Origin of the sequence: Halorubrum yunnanense, from assembly GCF_026586675.1 — an archaeon.
GTDB classification, from domain to species: domain Archaea; phylum Halobacteriota; class Halobacteria; order Halobacteriales; family Haloferacaceae; genus Halorubrum; species Halorubrum yunnanense.
The window spans coordinates 14,235-34,843 of record NZ_JAODIX010000067.1 but is presented as its reverse complement, the minus strand read 5'-3'; the positions used below and the strand labels follow the sequence as shown (position 1 = coordinate 34,843).

At 58.9% G+C, this 20,609-nt stretch carries 22 protein-coding genes and 4 pseudogenes; 6 read left to right on the top strand and 20 right to left on the bottom strand.

Going from position 1 to position 20,609, the window contains the following annotated elements; genetic code table 11:
* Positions 1 to 58: 58 nt before the first annotated feature.
* Positions 59 to 1,195: a hypothetical protein gene (locus N5096_RS14010; RefSeq protein WP_267665433.1), complete on the bottom strand. Its 1,137-nt coding sequence runs from the start codon at positions 1,193 to 1,195 to the stop codon at positions 59 to 61.
* A gap of 9 nt (positions 1,196 to 1,204) precedes the next feature.
* A complete protein-coding gene (locus N5096_RS14005; RefSeq protein ID WP_159368484.1) occupies positions 1,205 to 1,972 on the bottom strand; it encodes a hypothetical protein in 768 nt (255 codons plus the stop codon).
* Positions 1,973 to 2,176: 204 nt separating this feature from the next.
* On the opposite strand from N5096_RS14005, the gene N5096_RS14000 reads away from it, so the two are divergent.
* Positions 2,177 to 2,797: a hypothetical protein gene (locus N5096_RS14000; RefSeq protein ID WP_267665432.1), complete on the top strand. Its 621-nt coding sequence runs from the start codon at positions 2,177 to 2,179 to the stop codon at positions 2,795 to 2,797.
* Positions 2,798 to 2,928: 131 nt separating this feature from the next.
* Positions 2,929 to 3,213 carry a nucleotidyltransferase family protein gene (locus N5096_RS13995; protein WP_267665431.1) on the top strand — a complete coding sequence of 95 codons (285 nt, stop codon included), beginning with the start codon at positions 2,929 to 2,931 and terminating at the stop codon, positions 3,211 to 3,213.
* Positions 3,214 to 4,016: 803 nt separating this feature from the next.
* Here the strand turns inward: N5096_RS13995 and N5096_RS13990 are convergent.
* From N5096_RS13990 to N5096_RS13940, 12 genes are all read right to left on the bottom strand, one after another.
* Positions 4,017 to 4,559, bottom strand: coding sequence for a DUF7342 family protein (locus N5096_RS13990; protein ID WP_267665430.1), 543 nt, complete (start codon positions 4,557 to 4,559; stop codon positions 4,017 to 4,019).
* 94 nt (positions 4,560 to 4,653) lie between these two features.
* Positions 4,654 to 5,109, bottom strand: a complete 456-nt coding sequence (locus N5096_RS13985; protein WP_267665429.1) for a toxin-antitoxin system TumE family protein — start codon at positions 5,107 to 5,109, stop codon at positions 4,654 to 4,656.
* Entirely contained in the window at positions 5,110 to 5,730 is a 621-nt protein-coding gene (locus tag N5096_RS13980; RefSeq protein WP_267665428.1) for a DUF7342 family protein, read from the bottom strand.
* 329 nt (positions 5,731 to 6,059) lie between these two features.
* Positions 6,060 to 6,494, bottom strand: a complete 435-nt coding sequence (locus N5096_RS16665; RefSeq protein WP_464387857.1) for a toxin-antitoxin system TumE family protein — start codon at positions 6,492 to 6,494, stop codon at positions 6,060 to 6,062.
* A gap of 4 nt (positions 6,495 to 6,498) precedes the next feature.
* Positions 6,499 to 7,035 (bottom strand): DUF7342 family protein, encoded by a 537-nt coding sequence (locus tag N5096_RS13975; protein WP_267665427.1) that lies wholly within the window; start codon positions 7,033 to 7,035, stop codon positions 6,499 to 6,501.
* 98 nt (positions 7,036 to 7,133) lie between these two features.
* A complete protein-coding gene (locus N5096_RS13970) occupies positions 7,134 to 7,784 on the bottom strand; it encodes a restriction endonuclease (protein WP_267665426.1) in 651 nt (216 codons plus the stop codon).
* On the bottom strand, positions 7,777 to 8,034 hold the full coding sequence (locus N5096_RS13965; protein ID WP_267665425.1) for a hypothetical protein: 258 nt from the start codon (positions 8,032 to 8,034) through the stop codon (positions 7,777 to 7,779). Before N5096_RS13965 ends, N5096_RS13970 begins: the two co-directional genes overlap by 8 nt.
* 650 nt (positions 8,035 to 8,684) lie before the next feature.
* Complete coding sequence (locus tag N5096_RS13960) at positions 8,685 to 9,599, bottom strand: hypothetical protein (RefSeq protein WP_267665424.1); 915 nt, start codon at positions 9,597 to 9,599, stop codon at positions 8,685 to 8,687.
* On the bottom strand, positions 9,599 to 10,336 hold the full coding sequence (locus N5096_RS13955; protein WP_267665423.1) for a DUF8168 family protein: 738 nt from the start codon (positions 10,334 to 10,336) through the stop codon (positions 9,599 to 9,601). The genes N5096_RS13960 and N5096_RS13955 overlap by 1 nt, the downstream gene beginning before the upstream one ends.
* Complete coding sequence (locus N5096_RS13950; protein ID WP_379790488.1) at positions 10,333 to 11,190, bottom strand: hypothetical protein; 858 nt, start codon at positions 11,188 to 11,190, stop codon at positions 10,333 to 10,335. Before N5096_RS13950 ends, N5096_RS13955 begins: the two co-directional genes overlap by 4 nt.
* A 167-nt stretch (positions 11,191 to 11,357) precedes the next feature.
* Complete coding sequence (locus N5096_RS13945) at positions 11,358 to 11,834, bottom strand: DUF8112 family protein (protein ID WP_267665421.1); 477 nt, start codon at positions 11,832 to 11,834, stop codon at positions 11,358 to 11,360.
* Positions 11,831 to 12,154: a PadR family transcriptional regulator gene (locus tag N5096_RS13940; RefSeq protein WP_267665420.1), complete on the bottom strand. Its 324-nt coding sequence runs from the start codon at positions 12,152 to 12,154 to the stop codon at positions 11,831 to 11,833. The genes N5096_RS13945 and N5096_RS13940 overlap by 4 nt, the downstream gene beginning before the upstream one ends.
* 384 nt (positions 12,155 to 12,538) lie before the next feature.
* On the opposite strand from N5096_RS13940, the gene N5096_RS13935 reads away from it, so the two are divergent.
* Positions 12,539 to 12,859 (top strand): MarR family transcriptional regulator, encoded by a 321-nt coding sequence (locus N5096_RS13935; protein ID WP_267665419.1) that lies wholly within the window; start codon positions 12,539 to 12,541, stop codon positions 12,857 to 12,859.
* Positions 12,860 to 13,133: 274 nt separating this feature from the next.
* On the opposite strand, the gene N5096_RS13930 is transcribed toward N5096_RS13935, so the two are convergent.
* Positions 13,134 to 13,787 carry a hypothetical protein gene (locus N5096_RS13930; protein WP_267665418.1) on the bottom strand — a complete coding sequence of 218 codons (654 nt, stop codon included), beginning with the start codon at positions 13,785 to 13,787 and terminating at the stop codon, positions 13,134 to 13,136.
* Between the two features lie 328 nt (positions 13,788 to 14,115).
* Between N5096_RS13930 and N5096_RS13925 the strand changes: the two genes are divergently transcribed.
* A complete protein-coding gene (locus N5096_RS13925) occupies positions 14,116 to 14,700 on the top strand; it encodes a hypothetical protein (RefSeq protein ID WP_267665417.1) in 585 nt (194 codons plus the stop codon).
* Positions 14,701 to 15,182: 482 nt separating this feature from the next.
* Here the strand turns inward: N5096_RS13925 and N5096_RS13920 are convergent.
* From N5096_RS13920 to N5096_RS16580, 3 pseudogenes are all read right to left on the bottom strand, one after another.
* Positions 15,183 to 15,883, bottom strand: a pseudogene (locus N5096_RS13920) (sugar phosphate nucleotidyltransferase).
* Between the two features lie 168 nt (positions 15,884 to 16,051).
* Positions 16,052 to 16,777: pseudogene (locus tag N5096_RS13915) on the bottom strand (NAD-dependent epimerase/dehydratase family protein); the annotation flags it as partial.
* Positions 16,763 to 16,855 (bottom strand): annotated as a pseudogene (locus N5096_RS16580) (3-hydroxyacyl-CoA dehydrogenase NAD-binding domain-containing protein); the annotation flags it as partial. The pseudogenes N5096_RS16580 and N5096_RS13915, both read right to left, overlap by 15 nt.
* A 92-nt stretch (positions 16,856 to 16,947) precedes the next feature.
* Between N5096_RS16580 and N5096_RS13905 the strand changes: the two are divergent.
* Positions 16,948 to 17,907: an alkaline phosphatase family protein gene (locus N5096_RS13905; protein WP_267665416.1), complete on the top strand. Its 960-nt coding sequence runs from the start codon at positions 16,948 to 16,950 to the stop codon at positions 17,905 to 17,907.
* Between the two features lie 3 nt (positions 17,908 to 17,910).
* On the opposite strand, the gene N5096_RS13900 is transcribed toward N5096_RS13905, so the two are convergent.
* Both N5096_RS13900 and N5096_RS13895 read right to left on the bottom strand, forming a co-directional pair.
* The gene (locus tag N5096_RS13900; RefSeq protein WP_267665415.1) at positions 17,911 to 18,966 is read right to left on the bottom strand and encodes an NAD-dependent epimerase/dehydratase family protein; all 1,056 of its coding nucleotides are present in this window, start codon (positions 18,964 to 18,966) and stop codon (positions 17,911 to 17,913) included.
* A gap of 48 nt (positions 18,967 to 19,014) precedes the next feature.
* On the bottom strand, positions 19,015 to 20,139 hold the full coding sequence (locus N5096_RS13895) for an NAD-dependent epimerase/dehydratase family protein (RefSeq protein ID WP_267665414.1): 1,125 nt from the start codon (positions 20,137 to 20,139) through the stop codon (positions 19,015 to 19,017).
* A 184-nt stretch (positions 20,140 to 20,323) separates the two neighbouring features.
* On the opposite strand from N5096_RS13895, the pseudogene N5096_RS13890 reads away from it, so the two are divergent.
* Positions 20,324 to 20,609 (top strand): annotated as a pseudogene (locus N5096_RS13890) (IS5/IS1182 family transposase); the annotation flags it as partial.

The window sequence follows — 20,609 nt, the reverse complement described above, 5'->3', positions numbered from 1 at the left end:
CAGTCTCTGACACCGTGAAACCGTGAGTTATCGACCCTACCCCGACGCAGTCTTGCGTTCAACAAGGCAACGTCGGTGCTGCACGCCCTGGAACATCGCGCCACGGGTTTGTCTCCCACCGCAGGGTTACTGTCCGGACGAAGGGTTTGAGCTGGGCTTCTAACGCCGAAAACCATCCATAGCGTCCGAATTCGTCCGCAAGAAGGGCCTCGGCGGTCGTATCACCGGCCATCAGCCGCCGGTGTTCAATATGACCGAGAATGATCTCTTTGATCGTGTCGGCTTCCCGCCGAACCTGCTGTTTTCCTTTGTAGGGGGTTTCTTTTTCGTAGCTGTAACTCGCGCGATACGTATTTGCGCTGTCGATCTGTTCGGTGTAGCTGGTTCTCCAGTACGGAGCCGCCAGTTCGGGGTCGTGATTCGACACGAGGTTCCCGTCACCGAAGACGTTCGCGAGATCCGACGGTTTCCCGCGCTCTACGAGTCTCGCGAAATCGGCGTTGCTGACGTAGTTATCTTTCGGCCGGTACGTTGCACACCGGACAGACATGTTGTACGTGCCGTCCTCACCACTGATGATGACTTGATAGATGAACGGATCGTGTGCTTGCCGGAACGCGTCGAACAGCACGTTAAGCGGCTTGTCTTTACCGTTGTCCGGTATCTGTCTGTTTCCGTCAGTAATGGAATACAATCGCGTTGTCGTCACATCGGTTATTCCGACCGGTTCGAGGTCGAGATGACCGATCTCTGCGGTGACTGTCTCTGGACAGCGGCGCTTGACTGCCTGTCTAAGCTTGCTCACTGGTCGCGAGTAGACCTTTTTTGTGAACGAGTCGAGTTGCGATTGGGTATCACTTCGGCCGTCAAGCGTGGACGGTCGCGGGTGGATAACGAACGTAAGTCCGTACGGCCCCGGGAAGATGAGGATCTCGACGCCCGCGATACAGCCTTCACCACAGATGTCGGTGATAATCCACAGGAGCATGCCGTGGATATCTGCGGGGAGCTCCTCGCGTTTCTCAGGATCGCGCGGCAGGCAGATCCGAACAGCATTCTTTCGCTGTTTCGGGCCGCCCCGCAGGTTGCGCACTGCGGTCTGGTTGTTCGGCACTTCGTCTGGGGCTGGAAGTTCCTCAGTGCCGTCGCTGTCTGGGGCTTGGCGTTGGTCAACTTGTTGTATTTGAATCGACATTCCTTGGTCCTACGCTTGGTCCCACTCATGACGAGAAACGAGGTGGATCCGGGCGCCCGTTCGCGTCGGTGGGGTGATCTCTATTTTCGTCTCCTCGCCGAGCGTGTGAGCGGAGGTGGACTGGGCGCTCGTGAGTGTCGAGGTGGACGGAGTGAGCGTTATGACGCTGATGTCGTGGTTAAATTCGGTCGCCTTCGGCACAACTGGCGTCCGAACTATCTGTGATGTCTCGGCTGGCGTGTCGGTGGCCGTCAGTTCCGTAACTTCGGAGTCATACTCGGATCGTTTTGTGATGTTGGTTGCCCCGAACTGAGTTGGGTCCGTCTCATCGCCGCTTGGGGTGAGCGAGAGGACGGCAGCGTCAGGTGGTGACTGGTCGTCGCTCGTGGCAATCCACATGTGCGGCTCAGCGGTGACGAGTGTGGTATCGCCGAGGGTGAACCGGTGCGACTGGAGATACAACTCCGTGCCGCGATCGGTTCGCCGGCGAACTGGATTCTGGAGGTGGTCTTGGAGTTGGTTAGCGGTCGCTTGCGATTCGGCCACGACGTGTACCGGAGCGTGTTGACTGAGGAACGATACCTGCCTGAGGATCGTTCCCGGTTTTGTGCAATTGTGGAGACACGCGACGACGGCGCTGCGCTGTCCGTCACGCGACACCCACATCGCTGCGGTGTTGGCGCCGTCGACGCTCGGTACGTCTTCGATCGTATACCCTGCCTGCCGGTACACTGCTGTAAGCGTCCGGTGGCTCGGGCTGCGTTGGTTGTCTGTCATTACAGCGGTGTCGTCAACTCACGGGGTGACATTAGATGGCGATAGTGGGAGAACGGGCGTCGAAGCTGTCGAACAGGCGTTCGGCTGGAAAAACGACCGTTCAATCACCCTGTGGTTTTAAATATGAGTTTGGCTGCGTTAGGTGATTGCGGTGGAATTTTATTTTGAGCGATCATCTGCGACTTACAGATACTCCAGATGCGGATGGTTCCAGACAAGTATGAAGAAATGCCCGAGGAACTTTGCGATACACTTAGCGAGGCGTTTGATCCCTTCAAAGAACACTCACGGTGGGACTACACGCAGGTATTCGTCCGGCAAAATGCCAATGATGATTCACGATCACTCACTCGTCGCGAGGTCCAAGCCAATCTTGAACAGCAGACGACAGTTAAAACCGCGAAAACAACAGCTAACAACGCCTTAGGCGATCTCGTTGATGCTGGGATTTTGACTTGTGATTCCGATTTGGACACCCACCAGTACTGGCTCTCATACTCACCCGAACCGTCATCTGCGACAACTGTCGATGGGGCGATACATGATGGGGGGCCAGTTGCAGAACCAGTCGCTGGTGACGACTCTACAGATACAACAACCTCAGACGCTGATCGACTTGCTGGCTTGACGCGCCGCTACTTTGTGTTTGAGCGCGTCTGGTTAGCTGCGTTGGTAGTCGGACTAACTATGACCTTGGTGACGCTTGTGCTGTTGCGGCTCTCAGCTCCGACGACACTTTCGATCGGTAGCGCGGCGCTCGCGTGGGCAGTACTTTCGTTTGGGGGTGTTGTGCTTGTCGTGAGCCTCAGATATATTGTGAATTAATTGCTCTGTTGTGCTCTGTTGAATCCGCAGAAGGCGTCGAGGTCGGGTCACTCTGTGCTCGGTTCAGGAGCCCTGCCGAGAGAATTCAAAGATGGGGTCTTGGCAGAGAGGGCGAGGATGGAGATTACAGGGTGGATCGATCCGGCTCCTTGACGACAAAGAGCAGGGTAATTGCGCCTTCAGAGATCGTGATCCCTGTGCAGTCATCGGATGCAACAGAGCAGCGTGGTGAACAACAGTCTGACAGCGATCTCGACATTCTCGTCGCGTTCGACAATCCAGTAACGTTGTTCGATCTCATTCGATTGGAAAACGAACTGACGGAGGAGCTTGGTATTGAGGTCGACCTCGTGACGAAAGATTCGTTGAAACCACAGATGAAGGCTCGTGTTCACGACGATCTCGTCAGGGTATGACAGCGGTTTTGGACTACCTCGATGACTTCCTTGATAGCGTCGAAAAGATCAAGCGATATACACGAGAGATGACATCCGAGGAGTTCGTTGGCGATCTAAAGACTGACGAGACGGTCACGGCGGCGTTTTGTCACCGTCCTCCGCGTTCATGGGGAAAAGAATGCCAACACAGTTTCCTCCTCTCGTAGGGCTGCGGTACCGATATTCCCGTTCGAACTTGCTACGGGGAGGTCACTCCGGACCATCCAGTATGCTGAGGCGATTAGCGAGTGCGTCCATCACTTCCCACAAGAGTCCGGACACCGAACGTGCGTCGAATGAGGCTGGTTCGTACGTGTAGCAATCGTCGTCTTCGTCGCGTTCCTGATAATGAAGCAGCCCGTCAATATGGGGATTCGGTTCACAGTGAAAGCCACAATCGAAGCCGGAAGGTTCGCTGTAATGGACGGTATAGTATGCCTGAATTGGCGTTCGCATCCACGCATCACTCGTGCGATCAGAGTCTTCTGGTCCGGGTGATGGATCCGGAATCCACGTCATTCGGAGTGTGGCTCTCTCTCCTGAGCGGCCGAACCACGACGGATCGAGGGTAGCCTGTAGTTCTCGGTATTCACTCGGTGGCTCACCTTCGACCGATAGCACGGCTGGATGTCGCGCCAACTCGCCACGCAACTCGCGGAGGATACGATGCCGATCCCGCCCTGAGGTCGTCCCGCCATCAGGACGGACGCCGTCTGCTTGGACATACAAACCAGCATCTCGGTGACGTTCGGACTGGCCATCCGGCGTGCCCCGCTCGTCAGTCATACGCTGAGCGATGACTGATCAGATTCCCACGTGTCGTAGTTTGTGATCGCGTCTTGGATGAGAGAGAGGTGATACCGGGCAAGTTCCCAGTCGCTTGCCGTCTGCGTCAGTTTGTACGCCTGCTCGGCAGAGACGGTATCTGCGGCCGCTCGCTCTCGGAGTGTATCCGGTGTGTCAGCATCGTATTCTGTTTTCCATGCTGCTATATTGTCTTTCAATTCTGTGGCCTGCTCTGCGAGTTCTTGTTTTGTTGTCTCTTCAAGCAATGATCGAATATCACGGAGTCGGGTGTACAGTGGATCCGGATAGTAGTGGCTGGTCCCGTCCTCGTCAGTTTCCGTCACAACACTGAGCTCAACGAGTCGGCGGAGGTGATCTCGTGCCGTATTCGCGGACACGGCAGCCTGCTCCGCGATCCATGGGGCTGATCGGGGCTCCGAGAGCGTCATCGTCACTGACTTGACTCGATCAAACGCCGATGCGTGTTCCTTCCAAGTCTCCATCCATTCGGGGTCGTCGGGTGGCTTTGTGGGTGACATACGCTGTGGTACCGGTTCGACAGTAATAATTCTACTCCTGCGCAAATTATTGAGTTTACTGAACTCTTTCCAGGGTTGAAGCCGTGGGAGGATGTCAGGGCGGATTTTCTGCTTCGTTCAGTTGTGTAAGCGAGTTCTCCTCGTATGCACGCCGCCAGAGAGAATGTACAGCACGTGTAACCTGTCTGGGTTCTGTGACAGTAATACAGGAGCGCTGTGGGTGCTCTGACGATGCATCGGGTGGGTTGTGAAAATGCTTGTTTGGAGCGTCTGGTTTTGGATGGTAATCAAACCGGAAGTTGACATCCTGTTCGTCAGTATGGTGAAAATTGTAGTATCCCGTTTGGTACCATCGAACATCGAATCGACACGTGTCCGCATCTCCGATCCCGTCATCGAGTCGAACGACGAGTTTCGTCGGGTCCAGTAGGCTGTCGAATCCTGCCTCGATGACGAGACCATCCAGCGCTGTGAACTCGTCTCGAATCTGTTCTACCGCTGTCTCGTCTAACGACCCGACTTCCCCCTCGATATCTGTGTCAGACTCCATCTACGCCGTTGATCGCTCGCTGTCATCGCTGAGTGCACCGTACTTGTGTAATCCGGTAACACGGCTGGTGTCAGCAACACGAGCCGCAGCAGCGTGGCTATCGTCAGGGTCAAAATCGTAGAGTGAGAGCGCCGCCTGTGCAATCTCAAGATTCTGTTCAATCTGTTGCCAGCGAGTGATATCTTGCCAGCCATCGTCGTCGGGTTCTAGTTGGAGAGTGAGTTCGTCGACGTCAGCAACGTCGTACTGCTCTCGGAAGCTGTGTAGTTCCGTCTTGAGGTCTTGAATCGTGTCTCGGATCTCGCTTTTCGTATGTTCGCGATGAATCGCTGCGATACGCTTCATTGCCAGCATCTGTGGAGCGCGCATATATCGGGTTCCAGACTCTGTGTTGATTACTTTGACACGGCCAGTCTCCGCCAGTACCGAGAGGTATTTCCGCGCAGTTGGTTCACTTACCTGTGCCCGTTCGGCTATTGTACTGGCCGCTTGCGGTTCGGTGGTGACGTCACTGACGTGCCGGATACGGTCGAACGTGGTTGTATCCGCCTTCCACTCCTCAATAGCGGCCTCATTTACATCTCCCTCCCACAGTTCGTGGGGAGCGTCAGTTGTGGTCATGTGTATCATCGGTTACTGGCCCTATTCATAAAATACTTTCTTAGAAATAACTAATATTTGGCACTCTAGCCAAACTCATAGTCAGTGTCGCGAGCGTTGACGTACTCGTCGTTGCCCGCTCGATCCGGTACGTAACACGGACCACGGCCACCAGCGAAGAACATCGGTACCTCGATGTCGAGATCACTCCGTCGGTCCAATAACAGCGGGACGTCACCTCGAAGTTCGCTCATACGGCTCTCGGGGAGTGCGGAACGTGCCTCTCGGTGGACGATGTTCGGTCAGCGATTGAGGCGATTCCTTGGTGAGGTCGTCAATAGAGGTTCTTGCTACCGGCCAGATACATCCCACAGATCCTCGATCCGCGCTCGGATGTTGGCGAACGTTCGTGCGAACATCGCCGAAGGATGGTGATCGGAGGGAGAATCGGGAATCGCATCACTTGACTGGGCTGCTGGCGGCGGGTGAAAATGCGTTCGGGTCGTATGCGGATTCGGGTGCCGATCCCATCGACAGTGCCAACTCTCCCCAGAAGCGTGCGTCTCTGTGTAATGGAAATTGTAGTCTCCGTTCGTATACCACCGGAGTTCCAGCTTCGCCTCTTGTATCCGATCGGGATACTGATCGAGATCGAGTGTCGCACGAACTACTGTGAGTGTTCCACCAGTTCGATCCCCAGTGGCTGTCTCGACCAACGGATGGGTCTGGGATCGTTCAAAGAAGCGTTCAACAACGGGTTCGTCGATGGGTGCTGCTGGACCCATCGATTCAGGCCGTGAGCCGGTCGTCTGTTCGACGGGCGATCCGAATCGCCTCCTTGTGCCGGTCCATTTCTTCACGCACCGTTGCCCACTCTGAGAGCGTCTCCAGTTGTGCTTCTATCTCGGCGTGTGTCGCCTCAGATGGCAGATCAACATCGGAAGGTGCCGAAGCGTTGAATTGTTCCTGGAAGTGGTCGTGTGTTGTTTCTAGGCTGGCGAGTTTATCGAGGAGTTCCTCAAGATTGTGTGAGACGGCAAGTTCGTTTGCTCGCCGCCAGTGAACGTACGCTTCGTTGCGTGCGTATCGTGCTCCAGTCGATTGTTCGTGTTTTCGAATGATTCCAAGCGTCACAAACTCCTCGAGATGAGTCCGTGCAGCGTTCGCCGAACACTGTGCGCGATCGGCGATTGTCGCCACCGTCGCGGGCTCACGGAGTCCCAAGACGATAGTGCGGATTCGGCTTCGAGTATTCGTCGTTTCCGTCCACACCGCTTGCTCTTTTGTGAGTGCGTCGTCGGGCGGCGCAGGATCGAATGTAGGCATACCGGTTATTTGAGCTACTACCTCAAATATGCTTGGGCCTGTTGTGTTGTACGCGCCTCATGACGCGGGATGGTTCGTGATCCCTCCAGCACCCGTTCCTAGCCGAACTCGTAGTCGCTGTCGGCGGCGTTGACGTACTCGTCGTTGCCCGTTCGGTCCGGCACGTAACACGGACCGTGATCCGCCGCGTGGAAGACAGGGGCTTCGATATCGAGACTGCTTCGACGGTGGAGTAGTAGTGGTAATCGGTCACGCAAGTCTTGGATGAACGGTTCCCGCCGTACGTGGAGCGTTCCACTCGGAGGCCGGCGTTCGGTCAGCGGCGGGAGTTGGCCTTTGTGGAGATCCTGTTCGGTGACGATCCGAACGTCGAGTAGTTGGGCTAACCGCCACGCACTCGCGCTCACACGGCGCGCGACAGCGAGGACGGGCATTCCCCGCATGAGCGCGGCCCGCAGCGCGACCGCTTCGACGGCGTCCCGCTGAACCGGGACTTGGTGCCAGTCTTTACACTCGACGACGAGGAAATCGTCAGGATCACCACGGAGGTCGTCCCGGCGGGCGATCACGTCGGTTTCGAGCCCGAAGCAGTACTCGTTGCGGGCTGTCCTGTATCCCCACTGCTCAAGTGTCTCGGCAACCCGAGTCTCGAGCCAGCGGCCGTTGGTTGGATCGTGGTCCGGATCCTCGTCGTCGGGCGTGCCCACGGCGTTTATTTCGGCCGTGAAATCGGGGCTGTCGTCACTCATCGGTCGGATCCTCGATGGTGTCAGCGGCGTCTGCCTGCTGGGCTGCGTCTTCGAGGGCTGTTGCGATCGTTTGGGCTTCTGTCGGCGTGAGGACGGCGAAGGTGACCTCGCGGTCATCGCCGAAGCCGAGGAGGACACGCGATCCCTCGGTGACGTCGGTGCTGTCGGTGCTGACCTGAATACTTCCATTGGTCGCTGTCGGCCGATCGCGTCTGATGACGGTCTCGAGATCGAGTGTTGGGTCGCTCACTGCTGGTCACCCCCATTCGGGAGCTGCGCTTGTGAGGTCGCGGCTGCTGTCGTCGGGTGTGGTGTCGGTGTCATGATGTCGGTTGGGTGGTCTCGGGTGTCTCGGATTTGGTGGGCGTGGCTGTTCGGCTGTCGGCTTGTGTTGGCGTTCGTCATTGGACGTATGGTATGATCGGCGTCGGCGCCGGGTTCAGTGAGGATCGAGATCGGTGGCTGTCTGTCCCATCTACCGCGATCGTCTCTCTCCGTGCGGACGGGGGGTGGGCTGTTTGATCCAGCGGGTGTAGTTGACTGTCGATGCGTCACCAGCGGCGGCGCGGTCGGATCGCTTCTTTCTGGGAGCCACGCCGTCACGGGGGGTGTCTTCGGGTGTGGCGTCGGCTTCGTCGTGGTCCACCGGCGGTGGCCCCCTTGCTGGACGGGCGTGACGCGGTCGAGATCGCGGATATCGCTCAGGCGACGGTCATAGCTACTTGCGGAGATGTCTGCGTGCTCGATTAGCTCTGAGCGACCGAGTGGGCCGTTGGCTCGCAGCAGAGTGGCGTACAGTTTGGTGGCTGTCGGCGTGAGCCCGTACATGTTGCTAATACGATTTCTTTATTCAGGACCCACCGTGAATATTTGTCTAGCGATTCATCATCACTCATGGATTTACTCACGAGCACACTCTGACTCTCCGTACTGTTCGCTGAGAGGCTTTACCCGCAGCTCGCCAAAGCCGTAGCGGGAGTGTGACCCGATCCGTTGAAGGCAGTTCTTCGCGGTCTCCACCGGGCGGTTGCCGAGGTACGTCACGATTTGGCCGTGATCGACCGTCTCAAGTTGGAAGACCTCGCGTTGTTCCAGTATTTTCTCCTCACGAAACCGGAGCTCGTCACGATTCTCGGCCCACCACCACGGAATAGTACAGCTGTTCGCCTCTGGATACTCTGACTCCAAGACGAACGGCGTCAGCAACTCGATGAGGTACGTCTCTACACCGTTGAGCCGTGAGTAGTCCAAGTTGTCGAGGTCCACCATCTGAGTATCTTTCAGCTGAACCTCGCCGTAGCCGTAGTTTCGCTTGCCACCGAACTGAAGCCTCTTAAGCACATTCTCGCCGAGCGGAAGGACCGCCGGGTTATCAGCGTGGAGATAGGCGTGAACGTACCACTTCGTCGTCTGGTGCTGCTTTCGGTGGTCCTCTCGGCGGCCCATGATGGTTTCATGTGCGAGCGCTGGGTGGCCGCCTTGGATGCGGAGGTCGTGGGTGTTCAGCGCGTCACGAGCGCGAGTGTCGAGCAGCCACGGATGAATTGCTTGCCGGTGGATGAACAAATCGTCGTAGGATTTCACCTCCGGCAGCCCACTCCCGAGGTGCGGACGGCTGCCCGACTGTGTGTGTTCTTCTGGGAACGCTCCGAACTGTCCGGGTACAAAGACGCCGTGACTGGCTGACACCGCTGCGTGTATTTCCGGGTCAAGGTAGCGCCCGAGAGCGTGGAGGATGGCGTTCCCCGAGACGTAGTACGGGTGACCAATGTAGTCCATCCGCAGCTCCCACAGCACCTGTTGAATTTTGGTCATCAGTCGGGCCTCCAGTCTGCGAAGTCCTCGATGTATTGGAGTGCGGTACTCCACGACTGTATCCGTCGAAGGTTGGCATCGAGCGTCATGTCGTACTTGTCGCTGTCGGCATCGAGTGGGTGCGCAGTCAGGCGGTTCCACGTCGATGACCACGACCGCCACGGGTGACTCCCGAGACGCGCCGACGGATTCCCGTCTGTGTTCACGTCAATCCGGAGCGCGAAGCGGTCGCCGTCGAAGACAGTTCGGAACGGAACGACGCTGCCGGCTTTATCGACGATGAGCCGAAGATCGCCGAACTCGTGGTCTGCACGGTAGTTGTCCAAGAGGGCCGCCACGAGCAGCGTGTGGAACTTCAGCGAGGTGTATGGGTGATACACCGACTCGTTGACCGCGGCGGCGACGTCGCTTTTGAGCCACCGTTCGTGGGCCGTCTCTGCGTCTCCGATTCTGAGGAGATCTGACACCTCACTCTCTGTGGTCGCGCGAGAGAACTCGCCGCGGTTATAGGCGGTCTCACCGGTCAAAAGCGAGAGTCGGTAGTGGTTGTCGTGTGTTTGGACCGTCTGCTCCGGCTTCTGTTGTGGCCGAGAGAGTGCCGCCGCATCACCGTCCGCACTCTGTGGGACCGTCTGGTTCACGGGCACGCCAGCGAACTCTTGTCGCGCATTGTCGTGACTCTCGCCGGTGAATTTGTGAGCGTCGTGGCGGAACGCCGTGAGCATCACGTCGTTCATCTTTCCTCCACGCGCTCCGCGAGCACCACCTGAAACTCTGGTAGGTACTCGGTTTCCCACCTCTCGTCTTTCTTGCCCATCTTGTCCGTGCTGTCTTTGCTCCGATCGAAGACGCGACGGAGTTCATGTTCCTCGTAGAGTGGGTTCACCAACTCACAATCCACAATCCCGCCGCCGAAGTTCCGCGCGCCACCGAGCTGATGTATGAACTCGGTGTTGTGCGCGTTGAGATACTCGATGGCCTCGGCGAGCAGCGCGACGAATTCGGGTTTCGTCTCCCGGAAAGAGAGGTGCCACGAGCCGTCAAGGTTCCCGACAGCGTCAAGTTCGGCGTTCCGAAGCGGTTCTCGGTTGTCTTGTTTGTTCCGCGAGACGACGTTCCGGTTGAGCCGGCGGTAGTGGCCTTCGGCCTGTCCTTGTGTGTAGTCAACGCTGGACCGCACTGGCGAGAACTTGATCGGGCGACGCATCACTTTCCCAGGGCGATTCTCGAACCCACCGAAGAGATCGAGAATCACGCACCCGGCGCCGTCATTGTCGTCAAGGCACTCGCCTTTCTCGTGATACCCGGCATCAAGGTCGCGGTTATAGACACCGTCCTTCCGGAAGTTCGCGTTGGCCTCTCCGGGGTGACAAGCAGTACTGCCGCGCTCCTGAACGACCTTCTCCATCCCGTGGCGAAGCCACCCCGACAGTGAGAATGCCGGGATGATGCCGCCAATCTGGTTCTGCGGGTCGGTGTCCTCGTAGTTGCCGTTCGAGGCGTGGTGACGATCGGTCATGATGCTGTCACCGACCACCAACAGGTCGGTGCGAATTCGAACGAAAACGTCGGGACCGATATCTTCAATCATGGTTTACTTGGTCACCTGTGGGCTGGCCCTCGAACAGACGAGTCCCGCAATGGAGCTACCGGTATTGTGGCTGATGAGCTGGATCCCTCGCTCACGAACCGCAGGCTGGTGGTGTATCAGGAGCGATTGCCGTAGACTGAGGCCCTGATCGGTTAGATTGCCCGCCATTACTCAGATTTCTCTTGGAGTGCGCCCCCGACCGAGCGAGTGTGCTCCCGGATCGCAGTCAGCAAGGATGTGGATTCCTGCTGTTGGACGTCGGTTGGTGAACGCTCCGTGTGAGTGTCCGGGTGGATGTGTGGCTCCCTGCTTGTCGTCGGGCTGGTAACCACTGCCTCCGGACCGAGCAGGATATACGTCATCGATTGGGTACGCACATCAGCGCACGTCCCGATGTGACCCGTAAGGACGTACTCGCGAACACCGCGGGTGAAGACGGTCGGGTGTTCGTGGATATCTGATCCGCACATGGTGTAGCCGATCGCGTACGTGGGCTCGCCGGCCGCGCGGTAGGCGTAGGCGGTGATGTTGTCGCCTTCGTGAAGCGGTTGCCCGCAGACTTGGCAGATCGGGTGGTTGGTGTCGAGTGAGATGCGCGTGAGTTGGGCGAGGTCTGCGGCTTGTGGATCGCTGGGTCGCGTCATCCGTTCCCACCCTCGGTAGCGTTGTGAGTCCCAGCTTGCCACGCTTGCCGCGCGGAGAGCGAGCGGCGGGCCGACTCGGTCAGTCGGTACTCGGTCGTGTCGTCGGTGTGTTTGGTGACGAGGTCGCGTTCGATAAGCTCCTCGAGGGTGTCACAGACTCGGGCTTGGTCGATACCGTCGATGTAGTAGTCGGTGAGTACGTGGTGGATTGGACCACTCTCGCTGGGGCCAGTCTGAGAGAGTATCCAGAGCAGGTCGCGATGGGTGGCTGAGAGGTCGGCAAGCGTGATGTCTTCGCTCTCGGTACTGGGGCTAGACATTGTGGCCCTCCACGGTGTCCTCGTTGCCGCTGCGTGTCGCAGCACACGTGCTACAGAGTGGGGCGTCGAAGGTAGCGTCGTAGCCGTCAGCTGTGTTTGTACAAAGGTGACAGCCGGAGTTGTTACTGCTCGATCCGTCAGTTGTCTCGCAGGGCTTAAGCCCCGCAATTGCCAGTATTAGCATGGTTCTGTGTTCGGACACAGAACCCGTCCCGGCCGGGTGCTCTAACACCGCGGCCGGGGTTTCTACATTTCTCGCGAGCCGAGGGTTCGTCACTCGGGTTCCGTGAGATACACTATGCGACTGTTGGTACATTAATGTACCGATAGATTTTTTACAATCTCACCGAGCATGATATACACAAAGGAGTATGAATTTACCGTATGCGATATGCTGGTGGATGGATGACTGCAGCAGATGACCGTATCTTAGAATATCTCTCTGAGAATGAAACCGGCTCGCCAGCCAAAATGAAAAGAGAAGGTCCCATCCGATACTCCCGTCAGCAAATCAATCGTCGGTGTAAGCGGTTGGCTGAAGAAGATCTTGTACGACACCTGGGGAATGGCGTCTACGTGATCACCGAAGACGGTGAGGCATATCTCGAGGGGCGTTTAGACACTGAAGATTGGCAGTATATTGACGAAGAAGTAAGTGAGGGCATCCATAATGATTCGACTGAAGACACTGTTACTCAGAATTGAACGGTAACTTTCTGAATCAGCGTGAGTCCCTTTACACCAGTAGATTATACTTAACCAACAACAGATCTATTTGAGCGCGGTCGTTGGTTAAAATCGCCCTGTTTAGTTCAGATCTTGGGAAACAGGTTTCGTGGTGTTCCAATATTCGATGGATTATATCAGCGATCGTTCCGGAAAAAAGTCCTATAGCTTACGTGAAAGGACCAGGCGGTCTTCTGATCTCAAATATCGGCCGAGTAAACGGTCGGATAAAGATTTTTTCAGCCCGGAGAAGTTATCGACGTTTTTGATGGTATTTACTCCGATCGAGCCGGATGAGCCTCGAGAAACGACGTCGGGAGAGCCCAATCGTGAGCGCAATAAGTCCGATCAACCCGAGCCACGTAAGCAGGTACGCGATTCCGAGGTCAACTGTCGACACGGTCCCAGTACGTGAGACGTGAAACAGTAGCTGGGCCGCGAAGAGCACGCCGTTCGTGACGAGCACCCAGCCGACGATATGCTCGTTCCGAAAGAACCGTCCTACATCGGCGAGGCCTGGAATCCCAGAGCGTCCAAGATGAGACAGAAAACATGAGGAATGTTCCGGGAACTGTCTGAAAACCGCGTTTTCAACCTCCCCGTCACGAGCGAGGGTCTCGAAGAGCGAGCCTAACCCCTCATCGGCCTTTGCGTAGTGGCCGTGCCGCGTCGTTCGCAGTACGCCGACGTCGACGAGAATATCGAGGTATTTGCCGATCGTCTCGTTATTTTCCACACTGGAGAACCACTTCGAAACTTCGGCGACGGTGTACGCCTCCGTCCACAACGTGTCTTCGTATTTTGCGCGTGCAAGGTCGTACTGAAAAGTACAAAACAATTCGGCTAGACACACCTTTCTGTGGTTCGCGGGCAGATTTTGTTTCGAGTACGATTCTTCAGAGGTCACAAAGACAGGTCCGTCGACGGCTCCGGAGTCGACTCGCTCGTTCCACCGGGTGATCCGTTCCAGATCGTGTTCCGAGTACAACTGCTCTGGGTCGTGCCGAAACACCCGATTGCGATTGATCTCCGTGTGGCCTAGTGGGACCGGAGGAGCGGGCTGCATCGATATTAGGGTAGGACACGAATTGGCAATATGACTTTTTGTCTCCAAATTAAATTACTATCTTGAAACGAGTGCGTTCGCGGCGTGGGATTATAAGCTTTTATCGGAATCGACGCCACTCGATTCGGAGCAACGCGCAATTATTCCCCACTTGATGCTTCGAGTGCCGATGAACGGCAACCAGACGACGAACACGCTTGAACAGCACGCATCTCGGAGAGAGTACACTGTCCAACTCTTCGAAGAAATGGACAAAGAGCCGGGCACAGTCTCTCACGCAGCCGGAGGACTGATCGCCACGACAGCGCTCAAAGACGGGGTCGATAAAGTCGTGAATCTGATCAAGGATCCACAGATATGGAGGGTAGAGGCCTGTTTCAGTGATCGTAGTACGGCAATCAAGATTGCCGATACAGTCGTCACGGTCCCTGAAACGATCGCCACGGCGGTGCGGATCCACTACGAAGACGACGACAAGATCCGGACCCTCCCATTGTTAGGGACAGATACCTCACGAGCCCATCGATACGAGACTGCCGTCGCGCAGTTCCTCCTGACGTTCACGGAGGCCGCTGACGGTGTGTCTCTCAGCAAAGGCGAGCTGGCCGACCATCTCGGTCGCTGGCATCGGAACCTCACTGGCGACTCGATCAGCCCAGCGTGGATCGGGCGGACGCTTCAGGCGCTTGATGTCGAGACGAGCGACCGGGTGGTACCCGATCGGCGGTGGATCAACGGAGAACTCATGGAGTAATAGCGGCTCACGCTGAACGGGCGTCGCCGGACCGCTCACCTCAGCACGTATCGAGGGTTCCGACCATCGGACGAGTATCCTCTATCTTTCATGGGATACACTCACCCATCGAAGTGACACCTGATTCATCGTTCAGTCGCCCAGCATGGCGTCTGAAATTACCACTCTGTCCATCGGGTCGCCAGCCAGGAATTAGGTGTCAAGGTGAAATAATTGCATCGCTTGGGGCGTTCGAACACAGCTCCGAGATTACAGATGTCTCTGGCGTCGACTCAAGGCAGTATCTCGCTACTGGATACACCACCGACGTGGTTGACAGAGAACTCACACTGAACGACTATTACGACGAACTCCGGGTGTTTCGGTCGTCGCCGGACCTGTGTCACGAGTCCATTTGTGCGTCCGTTGAGACAGCGTCGACGGTAACTCGGCGGAAAGAAGCCGACTGCTAATCTGTTCAGGCTACGTACGACTGCGCTCGGTTAGTTATCGACGACTGCTTCGTCCACTTCATCATCCGCTTCCGGCTCCTCACCAGCTTCCAGTTTGTCGAGTCGCTCCTCGGCGCGGTTCCGGTCCTCGGGGTAGCCCACGTCGATCCGCCAACCGTCGAGTCGGATCGCGTCGATGGTGCGGCCGGACTGGATGAGCAGATCGATCGCGTCGGGGAGCTCGTACTCGCCGCGGTCGGAGGGCTGGACGAGATGGCACGCGTGGAAGATGGCCGGCGTGAATGTGTAGAAGCCGGTCATGACGAGGTTGCTCGGCGGGTCGTCCGGCTTCTCGACCACCTCAACGACCTCGCCGTACTCGTTGGTGTCCAAGACGCCGTAGCGGGACGCCTCCTCGTAAGGCACCTCCTCGACGAGGAACGCGGCGTCGGCGCGGTCTTCTCGCTGACGGTCGGTGACGTCGCCGAGGTTGCCGCGGAAGACGTTGTCACCGAGCATGAGCATGAAGTCGCCGTCGACGTGGGGTTCGGCTTGGAGGATGGCGTGGGCCAAGTCGAGCTGCTCGCGCTAGTGGGTGTAGGTGTCGGTACGTCGCGGTACTCGTCGCCGTAGCGATCGATGATCTGTTCGGCCTTGTAGCCGACGACGACGGCCAGCTCGGTCGCACCCACGTCGATCAGGTTGTCGAAGATGTTCTTGATGAGGGGCGTCCTGTTGACCTCCACGAGGATCTTTGGCTTGTCGTCGGTGAGCGGTCAGATGCGGGTGCCCTTCCCGGCGGCGAGTACGACTGCTTGCATGTACGGCCGATGCGGGATCGGGTGCCATAGTTGGGCGCGGCCTACTCCGTGGTAGCGCCGAGTTGCCGGCTCTTACCGTATTCCAGTCACCGATCCGGCCTACTGATACGGCTCACACACGAGCTCGACTCCCTCTTCGAAGCCGATTTCAGGCTCCCAGCTGGTCGCCTCGTGAAACGTCGAATAGTCGGCCATCGTGTCGTGGACGTAGCCGTCGAAGGGGCACTCGATGTACTCCGGGGCGATGTCGGTGCCGAGCGCGTCGTTGATCATGTCGACCATCTCGTTGAACGAGTACGCTTCTTGGGTGCCGACGTTGTAGACGCCGGTGATCTCGTGGTCGGCGGCGAGCTCGCAGGCGCGGGCGACGTCGCGGACGTGGGTGAAGTCGCGGGTCTGGCTGCCGTCGCCGAACAGCTCGGGCGCCTCGCCGTTCGCGATCTTGTCCGCGAACTGCGCGATCGTGTTCGCGTACTCGCCTTTGTGCTCCTCGTTGCCGCCGAACCCCTGGTAGACGGAGAAGAAGCGGAGGCCGGCCACGTTCATCTCGTGGTGGTTGGCGTAGTACTCGGCGTAGCGCTCGCGGGCGAGCTTCGAGGCCTCGTACGCGGTGCCTCCACGTTCATGTCGACCGGCGAGGGTTCGGTACGGCTGCCGTAGATCGAGGAGGTGGAGGCGTATACGACGGTCTCACAGCCCTCTTCGCGGGCGCGCTCGAGGGCGTTGACGAACCCCTCGATTGACGCGACAGCCGCGCTGGGGGTCGTTCTCGTGCATGTTCCGCGAGGAAAGTGCGGCGAGGTGGAAGAGCACGTCGATGTTGACGACGTCGTGACCGAGGTCGGCGAAACAGGCCGCGATTGTAGAGCCGACGTAGCCGGAACCGATGACGGAGAGGTGCATGGGTCGTAGCATGGAGCGCTCGCATATGAATCGTCGGAATCGCGAGCAGTCAGAACCGACGGCACTTTACTGTCCCCCGTGCACGACCCTGTATGCCCATCAGCGCTGCCGGATGGCTCCGGGAGAGCGTCCGGCGTGTTCGAGTGGGCGGCCTCCGGGGCGTCGGGAATTCCCTATACGACGTGTATCTCGGGGCGGCCCTCTCGGTCACGTCGAAATATCCACTCGGCACGAACCTCTTCTCGCGCGAGTGGGACGCTCTCGTCGTCCTCGACGCGTGTCGGGTCGACGCGCTCCAGACCGTCGCACCGGAGTACGACTTCCTCCAGGAGGTCGGCTCCGTCCGCTCCGTCGGAAGTCACTCCTACGAGTGGATGGTCAAGACGTTCACGGAGCGGCACGGAGCGGAGATCGGCCGGACGGCGTACGTCTCCGCGAATCCCTTCACCGCGCGGGAGTTCTTCGAGGACTCCGTGCCGCCGAAGGATCGAACTGTTCCGTTCGGGCCGCGGGAGTACGGGACGGTCCCCCGCGACGCAATCGGGTACGTCGACGAGATACGACGCTACGGCGTCGACGACGAGTACGGGTTCATCCTCCCGAGTAGGGTCACCGACCGCGCGATTCGAGCGGGACGGGAGGAGCGCACCGACCGGCTGCTGGTCCACTACATGCAGCCACACGACCCGTTCCTCGTCGACGGCGCCGTCGAGGAACACATCTACGGTCGCCTCAGGGCCGGCGAACTGAGCCGATCCCAGGCCTGGGAGTGGTATCTCGATGCCCTCCGGATGGTCCTCGACGAGGTGGCAGTGTTGCTCGACAACCTCGACGCAGACCGCGTAGTCATCACGGCCGACCACGGGGAAGCGTTCGGCGAATTCGGGTTCTACGGACACATGCCAGGTTTTCCGCATCCCGCGGTCCGGCGCGTCCCATGGGCCGAGACCACGGCGACGGACACGGGCGAGCGCGACGTCGACGAGGAACGGACGCCGGACGACTCGTTCTCTGACCTGGAAGAACACCTCGAAGACCTCGGCTACCGGTAGCCCTCAGCGCGACTCCCACCACTCCACGAAGCACTCCATGCCGGTCTCGAAGTCGACCTCGGGTTCCCAGTCCAGTTCGTCGCGGGCCCGCGACACGTCCGAGACGTACACCTTCTGGTCGCCCTCGCGCCACTCGTCGAAGGAGACGTCGGTGCGGGCGCCCGTCTCCGCTTCGAGTAGGTCGAGGAACTCCAGCAGGCTGGTCGTGTTCTCCGGGCCGCCGCCGACGTTGTACACGGCCGGCTTCCCCTCGGGGTCGGAGAGGAAGGCGTCGTAGGCCCGGATCAGGTCTTTGACGTACAGCACGTCGCGGACCTGCTTGCCGTCCCCGAAGATGGTGAGGGGTTCGTCGCGCAGCGTCGAGATGGCGAAGTGGGCGACCCACCCCTGGTCCTCGTTGCCGAACTGGCGCGGCCCGTAGATGCACGACATCCGGAACGCGGCGGCGTCGACGGCACCGCGGTCGGCGTAGTCCTGCACGTACAGGTCCCCGGTCAGTTTCGAGACGCCGTAGGGCGTGTGCTCGCAGTCGTCGATGGAGAGCGACTCCGGGATGCCGGCGTCGTAGTCGGGGTCGTCGTACCAGTAGCGGGTCTCCTCCTCGCGGACGGGAATCTCGTTGACGTTGTCGCCGTACACCTTGTTCGTCGAGGCCATCACGACCGCTGGGTCGCTCTCGGCGTTGCGGGCGGCCTCGAGGACGTTGAACGTCCCCTCGGCGTTCACCTCGAAGTCGGTTCGGGGGTCCTCGAGCGAGGCGGTGACTGCGACCTGCCCCGCCGTGTGGACGACGGCGTCGTGTCCCTCGACGACGTCCGCGAGGCGCTCTTCGTCGCGCACGTCGGCCTGCACCCGGTCGACCTGCGGGTAGTTCTCGGCGATGTAGTTCCAGTTGTAGGCCGCCGTGTTCCGGCTCTCGTCAGCCGTCTCGAGCGTCTCGACGCGGCTGAGGTTGTCGAGCGCCGTCACCTCGGCGCCGCGTTCGGCGTAGTACTCGACCGCGTGACTGCCGACGAACCCTGCGCCCCCTGTGACGAGGACGGCATCTGGACTGCTCATGACGTCGTCGTCACACCGGACGGTAATGGGTGTTTTCCAATCGGGTCGTCAGTCCTCGCCGACGAGCCCCTTCTCCTCGAGTTCGGCGTGGGCCTCCTCGAAGCGGTCCTCGGCCTCCTGTTCCCGACCCCACTCGACGAGCTCTCGCATCCCCTCCTCGAACCCGACTTCGGCCTCGAACCCCAGCGCCTCGCTCGCCAGTTCGGTGTCGGCGTAGCAGTGACGGATGTCGCCCTGGCGATAGTCGTTTGCGATCTCCGGGGCGAGGTCGTCACCCTTCCCGTACAGGTCGATGAGCGTCTCGGCGATGCCGGTTATCGTCTTCGGGTCGCCGGTGCCGACGTTCACGGCGACGTTCTCCGCGTCGGACTCGACCGCGAGGCGGTTCGCCCGCGCCACGTCGCTGACGTGGATGAAGTCTCTCGTCTGCTCGCCGTCCTCGAAGACGAGCGGGGGGTTGTCGTTCTTGATGCGCGAGGAGAAGATGGCGCAGACGCCCGTGTACGGGTTGTCGAGTGCCTGCCGGCTCCCGTAGATGTTGAAGTAGCGGAGGGCGACCGTCGGGATGTCGTAGGCGCGGCCGATGGACAGCATCATCTCCTCCTGGTCCTTCTTCGTGATGGCGTAGATGCTCGTGCTGTCGCGGGGCTTGGACTCCGGCGTCGGGAGCGGTTCGAGATCGGTCCCGCAGTCCTCGCAGACGTGCTCCCACTTGCCGCGCGCCATCTGGTCGCCGCTCCGGAGCGATGGATGGCGCCTGGCGTCGCAGTCGGGACAGCGGTAGACGCCCTCGCCGTAGATGGACATCGAGGACGCGACGACCATCTTCTCCAGGTCGATACCCTCGTTCACGACGACGTCGAGGATGCGCGCCGTCGCCAGCGTGTTCACGTCCACGTACTTCTCGATCTCGTACATCGACTGCCCGACGCCGACGGCGCTGGCCTGGTGGTTGAGGACGTCCGCGTCACGGAGGAGGTCAGTCATCAACTCGCGGTCGCGCACGTCGCCCCACACGTACTCCGCGTCGTCGTTGAGGTAGTCCGGTTCGTCGTCGTGGACCTGGTCAGTGAGATTGTCCACGACGGTCACGTCGTAGCCCGCGTCGACGTACTCGTCCACGATGTGGCTGCCGACGAAGCCCGCGCCGCCGGTTACCAGAACGGATGTCATACCTGAGGATTGGCTGTGAGGGTGAAAATTGGTTCGGTACGAACTTGGTCGGTCAGCGTCCATCGGGAACCAACTATCTGCCAGAGCAATTCCCAATCTACAATAATGTGCTCTATTGAAAATGGAAGACAGCAACGGGATCACGCCGTAATGAGTTTAGGAAAACGAGGTCGAGAAGACGGTAATGGGAGTCGCCTTGCTCGACCTCGTTGAGACAGCACTACGTGTAGCTAAACAAGCGTTGGGGAAGCGAGCGGGCAAGCCCGTCTCGGGCGGGCTTGCCCGCGAGACCCACATCGTCGCACACTGTATTCGGAAGGAAGAAGGCCACAGCTACGCCGAACTCGTAGATCGGCTCAGTCTTATGCCGGACGTGTGTGAGCGTCTCGGGATCAGCTCGGATGCTCCACCTGATCCAACCACGTTCTACCACTCGTTTGATCGGTATGCGATGTATGTCTGGCGGGCGT